This is a genomic window from Methanobrevibacter boviskoreani JH1, assembly GCF_000320505.1.
Classification (GTDB): domain Archaea; phylum Methanobacteriota; class Methanobacteria; order Methanobacteriales; family Methanobacteriaceae; genus Methanarmilla; species Methanarmilla boviskoreani.
Map to the genome: position 1 here is coordinate 176,732 of NZ_BAGX02000010.1, position 15,097 is coordinate 191,828.

At 29.4% G+C, this 15,097-nt stretch carries 7 protein-coding genes; 4 read left to right on the forward strand and 3 right to left on the reverse strand.

The features are described from left to right. The first annotated feature begins 144 nt into the window (after window positions 1-144). Together ON24_RS02570 and ON24_RS02575 are read left to right on the forward strand one after the other, a co-directional pair. Window positions 145-1,290: a metallophosphoesterase family protein gene (locus tag ON24_RS02570; protein ID WP_040681827.1), complete on the forward strand. Its 1,146-nt coding sequence runs from the start codon at window positions 145-147 to the stop codon at window positions 1,288-1,290. Beyond that, complete coding sequence (locus ON24_RS02575) at window positions 1,287-4,064, forward strand: AAA family ATPase (protein WP_040681828.1); 2,778 nt, start codon at window positions 1,287-1,289, stop codon at window positions 4,062-4,064. The genes ON24_RS02570 and ON24_RS02575 overlap by 4 nt, the downstream gene beginning before the upstream one ends. A 182-nt stretch (window positions 4,065-4,246) precedes the next feature. Here the strand turns inward: ON24_RS02575 and ON24_RS02580 are convergent, their stop codons facing one another. The 3 genes from ON24_RS02580 to ON24_RS02590 form a co-directional block, all read right to left on the reverse strand. Then, complete coding sequence (locus ON24_RS02580; RefSeq protein WP_040681829.1) at window positions 4,247-6,151, reverse strand: hypothetical protein; 1,905 nt, start codon at window positions 6,149-6,151, stop codon at window positions 4,247-4,249. 160 nt (window positions 6,152-6,311) lie between these two features. Further along, complete coding sequence (locus ON24_RS02585; RefSeq protein WP_040681830.1) at window positions 6,312-6,617, reverse strand: hypothetical protein; 306 nt, start codon at window positions 6,615-6,617, stop codon at window positions 6,312-6,314. 73 nt (window positions 6,618-6,690) lie between these two features. Beyond that, window positions 6,691-9,393, reverse strand: coding sequence for a DEAD/DEAH box helicase (locus ON24_RS02590; RefSeq protein WP_040681831.1), 2,703 nt, complete (start codon window positions 9,391-9,393; stop codon window positions 6,691-6,693). Window positions 9,394-9,690: 297 nt separating this feature from the next. Here ON24_RS02590 and ON24_RS02595 point away from each other — a divergent pair, with 297 nt between their 5' ends. Both ON24_RS02595 and ON24_RS02600 read left to right on the forward strand, forming a co-directional pair. Then, on the forward strand, window positions 9,691-9,879 hold the full coding sequence (locus tag ON24_RS02595; protein ID WP_040681832.1) for a PspC domain-containing protein: 189 nt from the start codon (window positions 9,691-9,693) through the stop codon (window positions 9,877-9,879). 247 nt (window positions 9,880-10,126) lie between these two features. Then, complete coding sequence (locus ON24_RS02600) at window positions 10,127-14,893, forward strand: beta strand repeat-containing protein (RefSeq protein WP_040681833.1); 4,767 nt, start codon at window positions 10,127-10,129, stop codon at window positions 14,891-14,893. Window positions 14,894-15,097: the final 204 nt, after the last annotated feature.

Genomic DNA, 15,097 nt, shown 5'->3' on the forward strand with positions numbered 1-15,097 from the left:
TTTTAAATTGTTTAAATCGATTTTTAAAATCGCCTATTAAAAAATAAAATATATATGTTAATTTAAATAGATATTTATATAATTTATTTAATTTTATAAAACTGTTACTTATTTATAGATTAATTCTTAAGAAAATGTGATAAAATGAAATTTGCACATCTATCAGATACTCATTTAGGTTATAGGCAGTATGGTAAAGTGGAACGTGAAAGAGACTTTGCCGCTGCTTTTCAAAATATCATAGATAAAATTATAGATTTGGATGTTGATTTTGTAATTCATAGTGGAGATTTATTTGAAACACCACGTCCAACAACCGATGCACTTTTAGTGGTTCAAAGAGCTATTAAGGAATTGAATAAAGCAGAGATACCTATTTATGCTATTGCAGGTAATCACGATTTGTCAAGAAGGGCAAATCCTATTCCACCTCAGGTATTATTTAAAAACAGTGGTTTGAACTTGATAAGCCCTATAAAACCTTACTATAAAACCGAGGATTTATTTATTGGTGGTGTGCCATATATGCCACAGTCAAGAAACGACATCCTAAAGGAAAAGATGACTAAGCTTTCACATAAGGCAAGCAGCTATAAGAATAAAATTCTCATTTTACATCAGGGCATTGATAAATATATACCACAGTCTGAATTGGCTATTGGGGATTTGCCTACCAATTTCTCATACTATGCATTAGGTCACCTTCACAATTATATTAATGATTCATATGGTGAAGGTCGATTGGTATATCCTGGTTCAACGGAAATATGGAAATCTAATGAATTGGCAGACTACAAGAAAAATGGAAAGGGATTTGTACTTGTTGATATGGAGGATGGTGAGGTTAATACAGAAAGAATTTCTATAGATCTTCCAAGGGAGTTTATAAATGAAAATATTCAGTATGAAACATTAAATAACAATATCCTTAAGATTAAAAATTATATTAAATCTCTTAAATTACCTCCGGTTGTAAATTTGACTATTACAGGTTCAGATTTCTCAGGTGCCGAGGTATATGATTATCTAAACAGGGAACTTTCAGATTTGACCCTGCTTTTTAGACCTACATTCAATCTTATAGAAAAGGATGTGGTAGATATTGGTCCCGTTGATGACGGCCCAATTGACATTAACAAGATTATCTCAAAAAAATTAGAGGATGAGGGTGAAGATATAGTTAACTTTGCAATTAACCTATTTGATGAATTATCAAAGGACAATCTGGAGGAAGCCGAGGATACTATCGAAACATTTTACACTAAACATTATGGAGGTGACGAACAATGATATTTGATAGATTACAGCTTAAGAATTTTAAGTCACATTTAAACACAGATATTAAGTTTAATTCTGGTATAACCTTGATTGTAGGGGAAAATGGTGCAGGTAAATCTTCAATATTTGAGGCTATTAGTTTTGCACTATTTAAACAACACTCTGCCAGAACAATTAATGATCTTATGAGATCATCAAAGGATAACTCAGCATATAACGCTATGAGCGTAAGTTTGGAATTCACCTCCAATGGAAACCATTATAAGGTTGTAAGAACCCGTGATAAAACCAGTTCCAAGGCAATGTTATATATTAAGAAACCGAATATGGATGATGATTCTGACTTTAGCTATGGTGTAATCTGTGAAAATGATAAGAACGTTACAGCGGAAATCCAGAAAATACTTCAAATGGATTCAGATCTGTTCCTGAATGCAATATATGTAAGACAGGGTGAGATTGCGGAACTTGTAAGCAAAACATCTGCAGAGAAAAAGAAACTTATTGCTAAATTGTTAGGTATTGATTCACTTGAAAAATCATATAATAACTTAAGACCCTTTATTAATGACTTTGAACATAAGGAATCCGAGCTAAAAGGTAAACTATCCAAAAAAACAGATGTGGAAGAGGAACTTAAAAACAGAAAAGCCGAATATGAGGACCTTAAAAAAGACGGAATCAATGTTGAACAGGAGCGTATTCAAACAGAGAAAAACTTCGATGAGCTAAACAGTAAAAAGGTTTTCTTGGAGGCTAATAAGGAAGAGTTTAACAATATTAAAATCAAATTGGATAATGGCTTAAATGAGATCGATAGGCTTAAATCCGAGAAAAACGACCTTCAGAATAAGTTAGATGAAATTACCAAAGCCGAATCTGAGATTCAAAAATTGGAAAAATATGTAAATAAGTTACCTGTATATCTTGAATTTCAGGAAGCTTCTAAAAGACTCATTGATTTAAAACATACAAGGGACGGTCTTGAAGAGGATAAAAATATTGTATCTAAGCAAAAAGAAATCTTAGAAGAGAATAAAACATCACATGAAGATTATTCACGTCTTGAAAAAATCATTGAAGATTTAAGGAATGATAAATCTAAAGTTGATGGAGACGTTAAGGTTCTAGACAAATACTTGGAGGATAAATCAACTTTAGAAAAAGAATTCAACAAGGACAATAATGATTTGGAAGACTTTAAAATAGTTATTTCTGAAAAATTAGCCCAGGATGGTATTGATGATGTAAAAGATAAAGAACTAGGTGAAATTCATAAATTAATATCCGATGAGATTCAAAGTTCAGAATATAGAATCACTAAGATAGATGATGAGAAATCTAGTAAAAAATCAGAGATAGCGATCTGTGAGGATAAAATCAAGACATCAGAAAAGCCATTGGAGGAGTTAGATTCTGTAGGTAGTAAATGTCCGATATGTCAGTCTGATATTAGCAACCAGAAAAAATTGGACTTAAAGAAATCATATAAAAATTCTATAATCAATAGTAGAAAACGAATTACCCAGAATAATAAGGATCTAGTTGGTTTGGATAAGGAAAAATCCGAAGTTAAAGCTAGAATAAGCAGACTAAATTCAATAAAGGATGACATTTCCGAGAATATTTACCTGGTAAATAAGATTGAAAACAATAAAAGTAAACTAGATAATCTTGATAAGGAAATCATGGCTAAAGAATCAAGTCGTGATATGGTTGATAAATTAAGTAAAGCTATAGAGGCAGAGTCTGAGAAAAGAGACTTTTCTAAAGAAGGCTACTTTAAGTATATGAAAGCTAAAGGACTTTTAGACGAAAGACCTTCAATCAATGAAATTGACCATAAGATTGCTAATATAAACGATGACTGGGACTTCCAGGTTAGGAAGATTAAATTGGCTATTAATAAGGATAGTCATTTAACAACTGAGATTACCGAGGAGGAATTGTCCTATAGAATTGACAATTTAAAAGAGAAGGAAACAAGATACAATCAACTCAAGGGTTATGTTAAAGTCAAGGGTTCCATTGAATCACAGCTATTGACTAAAAAAGAGTCTTTAAGTTCAACACAGAACCTTGTGGATAATTATCGTAAGAATATTCAACTAATAAAATATGATGAGGAAGCGTATAATACACTTGTTTCTAACTTGGCAACTGTTGAGACAAAATTGAAAAGGTTACAATCAGAGGTTTCCAAAATAGAAGGACAGGCTATAGCTCTTGGTGGACAGATTGATTCATTAATCAAGGAACAAAAGGAATATACCAGGTTACAGAAGGAATATGAAGATATTCGTACTTTTGTTAGTTTCTTGGATGAGATCAGATTCTTGTTCTCAAAGGACGGAATGCAGGAAGATTTAAGAAAACTTTCAAGACCTACCATTCAAAAATACACAAAGGAATTCTTTGAAGAATTCAATTTTGATTATTCTGATTTAATATTGGATGATGAGTTTAATGTTAGTCTATATGGACCTGAGGGAGAATCTACCTTGGATATGGTAAGTGGTGGTGAAAAAATAGCTATTGCACTTGCATTAAGATTAGGTATTACAAAAGCTATGAGTAGTGGAGCCATGGAAACAATACTCTTGGATGAACCTACAATCCATCTTGATAGTTTCCGTAGACATGAATTGATAGATCTTTTAAGAAAAATGTCTTCACTTCCACAGATGATTATTGTAACTCATGATGAGGAACTAGAGAATGCCGCTGATTCCCTTATAAAAATAGGTAAAAAAGATGGTATTTCCCAGGTAATAGGTGTTGAATAGAATTGGATTTTATTCTACCTCTATTTACTTAATTATTTCTTTTGATTTTCCATTGTAGATGTTGAATAGAATTAGATTCTATTCTACTTCTTTTTAAGTAATTTTGTATATATAATAATTAATGAAAAACAGCTTTTTTTTTAAAAAATTTTAAAAATAATCTAAAAGGAATGGGTTTAGTATCAATTCCTTTTAAGACTTCTAAGTGGTTTTGTAATTTTCCAACTATTAGATGTTAAAACATCGTTTTTGAATCTTTTTAATTCTTTATTTTCTTCTTTAAGTTTTTTATTCTCGGAATCTAGACTATTTTTTTCGTCTTTTGTAATGTAATATTTATCTAAGAATAAATTATATTCATATAAATTGTTTTCAATTTCTTTAAATAAGTAATTTTTTAACCATTCACTGAAATCAGGTCCATGATTAATATCGTTTATTGTTTTTAATACAGATATAGGCTGCATTGTATATGTATGAGGATAATTTATCTGAGTTTGGGAGTAGTTTAAAATTTTATTATACAATCTTTCAGGATAAAGTTTTAAAAATTCCTCTTTAAAGGATTGTGTTTTTTGTATACAACTTAAAAATTCATTAAGATCATCAATTGTATAAATAATATCATCATTTGTAGGTTCTAAATTAATTGGAGGTCCTGAGATATAATCTAATTCTTTCCCTTCAAATGGGTAAATTTCGTTAACTTTTCTTGCATGTTCTAATGTATCCTCATTGATTTTACGGTCATGATCAAATTCAACATTTAATAATCCAGGACAATATCTAGTAAATATAATCGCCATTAATAAATTTTTATCATCACATTCCTCATCATTTAGTTGAATAGTGTGTAAAATTCTATCAAAAAATGGTGTTAAAGTTATTACGTTTGAATAATAATTTCCAATTAATGATTTTCCGAAATGATTTCTAGACCTAGTTTCTGAGTATATAATGTCCGTCAATTCTTTAGAATTATCTTTTATATTAAAATCTTCTTTTAAATATTTGAAAGTATTTTTAAATATTTTTCCAGTAGACTCTTTTAGACAAGAATCCCAACAATCTTTTTTTCTAGATTCAATAAATTCATCGGGTGTCTGATTGAAAAATTCACGTACAGTTTCACCACCGTAACCTCCAAAAAGGTATAGGGTTTCATTTTCTTTATAGGTTTTGTATTGGAATTGATTATGGAATCCTAATTTTAAATAACTACTTATTTTTAAAATAGTCATTATGTCTTTAAAGTATGTTCTGTCAATTGGGAAAACGTTTTGGTTCATTTTAAAATTGAATTTATCAGCAATTTTACTAGCAATTCTGTAATCCTCTCTGTGATGTGCTTTATCATCATTTGCACATTTAATTTTAATTTTATCTAAATCAATGTTTGCAGATAATGGAAGAGTAAATATCATTCTAGAGTCAAATCCTCCGGTTAATTCAAAAACCATATGATTACTTTCGGATTTAATCTTTCGTATAATTTCTATCCATTTATAAAACCATTTGTCTAGTGTTTTTAAACCTTCAATGGAATTGATGGGAATAGTTTTTTCTTCATAATCAATTTTTTCAAAAGTTACTTCTTTATTATCCTTATTAATATTTATGATATAATTTCTAGGAATTGCTTCAATTTCATTGATTAAAGTCTCTTTATAGACCATTGAACAAAAACCAGAAGCCATAAAAGAATTAGCATAATCCTTGTTTAAAGTTATTTTTTTAATATTCTTAAGATATTCTACTAATTTAAGGAATGAGTTAGATATGGCAAAATAATTATCATTTCTATAATAGTATAGTCCCATAGATCCATTATAATCTTGAAAAATTCTTATTAAATTATTTTGATTTTGAATCAGTATATATAATCCATCAGATGAGATTTCAATATCCTTTTTTAGATTTTCATTCTGAATTATTTCATTTTCACAAATCATATATCCATATAGTCTTGTTTTTACTTTATATAAATTATTTGAATCTATTACAAAAAATTCCTCTTTAAAATTTCTATCAAACTCTGTTTCTTGAGTAAATCTGTCGGTTGATTGTGTTTTAGATGATTCTACCATATTAATACCCTTAAAAAAATAATATACTCTTATTTAAAAAATATTTTTAATAACATTATTAAACCTTTAATTGTTTCTTGAACTTTAGTTTAAATAGTGTTTTTAACAATATTGCATTGTATTGTTTTTTTTACATTAGCTGGAAGTGTTTTATAAACGTTTAATTGTTTTTTACCTTAAAGTTAAAACTTACAGCAGTGTAAGGTAGGGAACAGCATGGTGTAATATGCTGGGAATTATATGTTAATTTATCATACTTGGATAAGATCCCTTTAACCTCCTTATTGATTGAATCCAATTTAGACTCATCCTGCACTCTAAAGTTTCCAAGGAAAGTTACACTATCTGATAAGTTTAATACAGATAGTTTATCCATTTCAAACTCACAGTCATATTTCTTTAAAACATCATTGATTTGACCTACAACCTCTTTATTTATCGCATTTTTTTCTTCCTTTGATATCATTATTACCACCATAGAATATTGAAATAGCTATTTCTTATCTTTATATTATATCAATATAAATTTTTATTGTTTTTTAGGAATTATTAATCTCCTCTTTTAGTTCTAAATATAAATCGTTCGCATCCACATGTGACGGATTAATGGAAATTGCTTTTTTTAAGAAATTTAAAGCTCCTTTAATATCTCCCTGTTGATTTAAAATGTTTCCAATCAAATACCATGCATTTGAATAATTTCTATCCATATTTATTATTTCGGTAAGTATGTCCTTGGCATAGCTATAATTTCCTTGATCATAGTAATTTAGAGCCTCAACATATTTGTTTTCAACCTCATTAAATTCAGTTTCCACGGATTTCTGTATTTTTTTATAGGCCTTGTCCCTATTATTTGACTCTATTTGAATCTTGTTTCTCTTTAGATTTCTATTTAATTGATCTATATCATCAATTACCTGAATGTTATCAGGGTCATCTGATAGCTCATCATAGATATAATCTAGAATATATTTCGTGGCATTTTTGTCTAATGGCTTATTATCGTTACCACATTTAGGTGAATAAATACATTTTGGACAGCCGTCCTCACATTCGCAGGTGTCAAGTAATTGCTTGGTTGATTTTACAAGTTCATAGAATACATCTATCGCCTTTTCTGTAATACCAATTCCACCTTCATATGCATCATATATGAAGATTGTTGCCTCCTGTGTATCCTCATGGTAGTTTGTAGACATTCCTCCAATATCAAACCTATCGCACATTGTATGTAATGGGAACAAGCCGATTAATGCGTGTTCAGCACCATGGAGGCCTCCTGGAAATACTTCTTTTTTATCAGGGTATTTCTCTTCCAAATCATCCTTTATTTTTTCATCAACTGTAAACCATAATCCTTTGGTTTTAAATCTCAAAGGTGGCAAATCCAAATTGTATGTTCCAATTATATCTGAGAAATGGTATTTTTTATATCTGTCAAAGTTTTCCCTGACTTCTAAAATACCGAAATGAACTGTGAAGTTTCCAATTTTGACCTTTTTAAGCTTTTCCAGTATTTTAATATTCGTATCCTTGAGTACGGTAGTGTGGTATGGCACATCCTTTTTTATGACATTCACATAATGCTGTTTGAAGTTAATGTTGGTGACAATATAGGTTTCGCTTTGATGTATTAAAACAGCACCCTCATACGCCTCTGAGTATACCTGGGATAATTCCATGACCTCAATGAGTTTTTTTCCACACATTACTTTAAATGTATTGTTGGATAACTGGTCAAGTGAGTGTTTAAAAGAGGGACTATCATCATAGGGATAGTAATATTCTCCTTTCTTATTTTTAATTATGGAATTGTTATCACATAACTCGTCCATTAGATATTCGGTGTCTTCCTTTGAAAGTTCTGGGGAAAATTCTTTAATTTCCTCTTTTCTAAGTGGCAATTCATTTGAGGCACATATGAGATGGGATTTAAGTAAAATTTCATTTTTCAAATCAATGATTGCATTTTCATGTGATCTTCCAAAGAAAAACTCGGGGTTTTTCATAAAATATTGGTCTAATTGATTTTCAAATGCAATAAGTATTACTAATGACTTATTTTCACCTCGTCCACATCTTCCTCCCTGTTGCCAAGTAGAAACCATTGTTCCAGGATAGCCTGAAATGATTACGGCATCCAGGGTACCAATATTAATACCGAGTTCCAATGCGTTTGTTGTTGTGACACCTAAATATTTTCTTGATTTTAAGCCTTCCTCAATTTCACGTCTGTCACTTGCAAGATAACCTGCCCTGTATGCAGTGACTCTATTGATTAATTTACTTTTATGTTCTGTTAAATCCCTTTTGGTCCATAAAGCAATAAGTTCTGCAGTTTTACGTGAAACAGTAAAACATAATGTCTGTATGTTCTTTAAAATAAGATACATGAATATGAATTCTGTGGCCTGGTGGATACTCGGTTCCTTGTCCTTGTTTCTCTTGGTTTTCTTAAAGTTCTTATATGGATTATATAGAATAAAATCTTTTTCACCACTACCTGAACCGTCTTCAGATATTAACTCAAACTCTTTTCCTGTTAACTTATTTGCATGTTCCAAAGGATTTGCAAGTGTTGCAGAGGATAAAATAAACTGGGGATTGGAACCATAGTAATTGGCAATACGCTTAAGCCGTCTTATTAGAAGCGCAACATTGGACCCGAAAATACCTTTGTAATAATGGGATTCATCTATTACAATGTATTTCAAATGGGAATAGAATCTTTTCCACTGGTGATGCCATGATAGGATATGATGTAGTTGATATGGGTTGGTTAAAACTATTCTTGATTTCTGTCTAATGCTGTATTTGTCTTGTTTATGGGTATCACCGTCATAACAAGCAGGCTTCAAATCGATTAACAATTCCTTCTCAAAGTTTTTAAGTACATCTAATTGATCGTGGGCCAATGCTTTTGCAGGATAAATATATAATGCTGTAGCATTCTCATCTCTTATTAAATCATCAAGGATTGGCAAATTAAAACATAAAGTTTTACCACTGGCAGTAGGGGTTGTAACAATTATGTTTCTACCTTTCTTTACAAGATTATATGCCTTAGCCTGATGGGTATATAGGCTAATTTTTTTGCGTGATAGATAGTCAAGAATTGATTCATGGAGACCATCAACCTTTTTAAAACTAGCTTTATGTGCAGGAATGGTTTCTATATATTCGATTTTATTTTTAAAACGAATATCTTCCTTAAATTTATCAATATTTAAATTAGACATACTATCCTCTAAAAATCAAATCTTTTATAATAAAAGTTAACTTAATACTTAAAAAAAAGATTTTATCTATTAAAAATTAATATATAAATTAATATTTCTTAAAATACTATTTTAATATTTCTTTTTTTAATAAATTTATTATGTTAAATAATAAATAATGTCTTAATTATTTTCTAATTTTATATTTTATAAATTATTATTCTGGAATTTATTTGAATTTTTCAATAATTTAATATGTATAGAATTTTAAATATTATACTAATTATTAAATTTAATTTTCTAGATTAAAGTGATATTATGACTGGTAAAAAATTATACCGTTCTAGAGATGATAAATTCCTTGCAGGTGTATGTGGCGGACTTGCAGATTATTTTAATATAGATTCCAATTTAATTAGAATTCTGTGGATTATCTTGATATTGTTTAAAGGTGCAGGTCTATTTGTTTATTTGATTGCCTGGTTGATTATACCTGAAGAATATTAAATACATTTAACCGATGGTTAAATAACTTACTTTTTTTAATTTTTATTATTTCATATATTTTTTCTTTAAAAGCCTTATCTTAACTTGAAATCTATTTTTTGACTAATTTTATTTTTTTAAGTTCTTTTTTAAACAATTGTTGAATTAATAGAAATACTTTTATATAAATTATCATAGATTTATTAATATAAAGTTTATTTTATAATTTTTAAAATTAACTTTATAATGAATTTGGTGGTAAAAAATTATGAAAAATAATAAAAGGTTTGTTTACTGCCTCTTATTAGTTTTACTAATATTTATTAGTTTTAACATGATAAGTGCAGCAGATACAAATGACACTAATGATTTAACCCAATCTGATACGTCTATCAGTCAGGTGAATCATACTGATGCAAACATTTTAACTAATGAAAATAATGGAAATGTTTTGGCAGATCAGGAAAGAACCATATATGTAAATAGTACATATGCTGGTGATAGTGAGGATGGAAGTCAAAACGCTCCTTATAAATCTATTAGTAATGCTGTAGATAAGTCCTCAAATGGGGATACAATATATATTGCTAACGGAAATTATAATTTAGAAGATCAAATCATTATTCCTGAGAATCACTCTCTATCCATTATAGGTCAAGAAAAAGATAAAGTAATCATTACCTCATCATTAACTTCATCTATAATTGATTTAAGTGAGGACGGTTCTAGTTTATCTTTAGTCAATTTAACTTTTAAGGATATAGAACTATCTGGAAGACGTGTTGTTCTTTTAGATTTAGAAGGAAATGAATCTGTAAATGTTGAAAACTGTGTGTTTGATAATATTACAACCTCCAGAGGGGTTGTATATTTATGTACAAGTGGTGTTGGAACTATAGATAATTGTACCTTTAAAAACTCCAAATGTGGTCGTTCCCAGGGTACTGGTGCAATACGTCTTGAAGGGGAAAATACCAGTTACATTATCTCTAATTCTGTAATAGATAATACATCATTTATTGTTGATGATGATTCCTCTTTCATGTATGGTACAATATATAATAATGATAAAACTTCCAACTGTACCATTGTAAATACAACCATCTCCAATTCTAATGGTGTTGCCGATTCTGTAGTGTGGAATAGGGGAAATATGAACATTATTGGTTCTACTATAATTAATAATAAAGTAGAGGCTAGTAATGCAGGGTACCATGGAGAGGCTATATTTGTAAATCGTGGAAATTTAACAATTTTCAATTCAAAAATCTATAACAATGAAGCTGTTAACTCTACATTTGAGCAAGTCAAATTAGCTTATACCTCTGATGAGGACTCTGACGCTGATGATTTAATTATTAAAAATAATGTAATATGTAATAATACTTACAGAGATTCAGAGATTTTAAATAATGCTACTGGAAATGTTGTTTATGAGAATAATAGTGATTTAAATACTGATGTTTTTGGTATAATTACCAATTCAACTTTCTTTAATTACTTTGATTCACATGGTAATTTATTAAGTACTGTTCCAGCAGGCTCTAATTTAAGTTTCTATGGGGTCTTTGCTAATTTAACTGGAATTAGTTCTATTACACTTACTGATGGAATTAATGCCTTAGGTGTTAATGCTACTTTAAATGATATTATTGTTCAATTAGTTGGAAATAATATTAGTTTTAATAACTTTACAATTATTAACTCCAAGGAAAGTGAACTTGACAATGGTATCATAGCCTCTGGAAACGATATCAATATTTCAGATAACATTATTAATGTAACTGCCTCTGGTAAAGATATTGATTCATTTGCTATTGATGCTGAGACTATTAACAATCTTACATTTGAAAATAATAAGGTCTATTTCTATGGAAATGGTACTGACAATGGTCAGTTTAGAGACATTGCAATTAACATTCAAGACACCAATAATATTAAATTCAATAATAATTTGGTTGAATCTTACTTGCCTTCCTGTGCCGTTGGATATGACGCTAATTGGAATGCAAATCCAAGATCCGTAAACATTAAAGTTTCTGGTTCTAAAGATTTAGTGTTTACAAATAACAATGTATCCACTATTTTCAATAATGAAACCAATGGCAGTTATGATACGATTTATGGGGTATACATTGAAAACACACCAAATGCTACCATAAATAGTAATGAGATTAATACATTATCTAATAATTATGGATATGGCTTGTCCTTGTTAGGTAGCTATGATTATAATACACAGAATTATATTTACGCATCATTTAATGTAACTAGCAATAATATTGATACTGAGTCTGTTGGTTATGGTGCATGGGGTGTTCAGACCTTGTTGGCTAACGGTACAATTGCAGGTAACAATATCTCTGCTAAGGCTTTAAACTTTACAGAGCCTGTTTATACTGAGGGTTATCTTGGTCCTTCTTATACCACTATTGCAAATAATACAATCTATGGTGTAGGTTCTAGTGGATATGGTATTAGTGTTGGTGGAATTGAGGAAAATATCTACAACAACCATATTAATGTTACTGGAATCTCCGGTATCGGTTTGAATTTACATGGTGCTGATGCGGTTGCTGATATTCAAAACAACACTATTTATGCAAATGGTAATTCCACTATTACTGGAGTGGAAACCGCTGGTAAAACTGCAAACATTCAAAATAACCATATCTATACCGACGGAAACTATACTGTAAACATATCTGGATCTGATAATACCAATGTTACCGGTAACTTTTTAGTTGCAAATAGTCTAATGGGAGACGATAGTGTTTACACTAATGAAACCCTTAACAATATTATTGAAAACAATAATCCTTTACCTCCTGCAAATTACACATTAACCAATGACACATTCTTTGAGTTCTTTGATTCTAATGGTAATTTATTAGGTAAAATTTACAAAGGTTCAAACTTAACTTTCAATGGTCCTTTCGCTGGTTTACCTGGAATTACATCCATTACACTTACTGATGGTATTAATGCCTTAGGCGTTAACGCTACTTTAAATGATATTATTGTTCAATTGGTAGGTGACAATATTAGTTTTAATAACTTTACAATTATTAATTCTAAGGAAGGTGAACTTGATAATGGTATTATAGCTAGTGGAAACAATATTAATATTTCAGACAATACCATTAATGTGACTGCTTCCGGCGAAAATGTTGATTCATTTGCTATTGATGCTGAATCTGTAAATAATCTTAGTTTTGTTAACAATAAAGTCTATTTCTATGGAAATGGTACTGATAATGATCAATTTAGGGACATTGCAATTAATGTTTTAGATTCTAATAATATTGACTTTGATAATAATTTAGTCGTGTCTTATTTACCTTCCTGTGCTGTTGGATATGATGCAAATTGGAATGCAAATCCAAGATCAGTAAATATTAAGGTATCTAATTCAAAAGATTTAACCTTTACAAATAACAATGTGTCCACTATCTACAATAATGAAACCAAAGGTAGCTATGATACGATTTATGGAGTATACATTGAAAACACACCTAATGCAAAAGTAGATAACAACATTATAAATACGGTATCTAATAATTATGGATATGGTTTGTCCTTGTTAGGTGGCTATGATTATAATACATATGATTATATTTATGCATCATTTAATGTAACTAGCAATAATATTGATACTGAGTCTGTTGGTTATGGTGCATGGGGTGTTCAGACCTTGTTGGCTAACGGTACTATTTCAAATAACTACATTTCTGCTAAGGCTTTAAACTTTACAGAGCCTGTTTATACTGAGGGTTATCTTGGTCCTTCTTATAATACTATTGTAAATAATACAATCTATGGTGTAGGTTCTAGTGGATATGGTATTGGTGCTGGTGGAATTGAGGAAAATATCTACAACAACAATATTAATGTTACAGGAATTTCAGGTATAGGTCTAAACTTAAATGGTGCTGATGCTGTTGCTGATATTCAAAACAACACTATTTATGCAAATGGTAATTCCACTATTACCGGAGTGGATACTGCTGGTAAAACCGCAAACATTCAGAATAACCACATTTATACCAATGGAGATTATGCTGTTAACTTGGGAAAATCCTCAAACTCAAATGTCACTGACAATTACTTGGTAGCTAATGATTTGTTAGGAGATTCAAGTGTTAATAATGAAAATACTACTAACAATGTATATGATAATATTCCATCATATTATGTAAATATCACTGTAGTTAATACAAATATTACAAAATATTATAAAAACGGTACTAATTTGGTTGTTATTTTAACTAATAAGAATGGTAAACCACTTGCAGATCAAAACGTTTATGTAAAATATGATTTAGGTAACAATGCTACTGAAATTTACCAGCTTACCACTAATGAATCAGGTATTGCAGAATTGGCTATCGATTCATTACCTGGTAAATACAATGCAACAGTATTTCTTAAAAATCAAGGATATGCATATTCCAATATGACTGTGCCTGTTAATATCACTGTTTTAACTCAAAACGTAACTATTGAAGGTTCAAATCTTGTTAAATATTATAAAAATGGATCTAATTTAAGAATACGTTTAGTTGATTTAAATGGTGTTGGTATTTCAAATGTAAAAGTTAATTTCACAGTACAAGGTAAAACCTATTATAGAACTACTGATTCCATGGGTTATGCTACCTTAACTATTAATTTATATTCTGGAAAATACAATGTTTCAGTTGCTATTGATGATTTAGGTTATAGAGCAAATAAATTATCAGTAAATGTCACTGTACTTAAAATCCCAGCAACTTTAAAAATAGTTAATACAAACATTAAGAAAGGTACTTATCTTAAAGTTAGACTTTTAGATAAAAACAACAAACCTATCAAATCAACCCAGGTTAAAATTACAGTATGTGGTAAGACATATATTAAAACTACTGATGCTAATGGTTATGCATACTTAAAGATTAACCTTAATCCTAAAAAATACACTGTTAAAGTAAGTATTAAGGATATGCGTAATTATGATGTAAGATCTACAAGTGCTAAAATCACAGTTCGTAAATAGGCTTTTAAAAATTAAAATTTGTCCATAGGGATAATTCCCTATTTTATTCTTTTTTTATTAATTGCTTAAATTGATTTTTACAGTGTAAAATATAGGTTTAAGTATTTAAATGATTGTTTTACTAATTAAAATAGCTTTTTTTATTAAATAACTTGTTTTTATAATTTATTATTAAAAATAAGTGTAGTTTTATATTTTATCTAA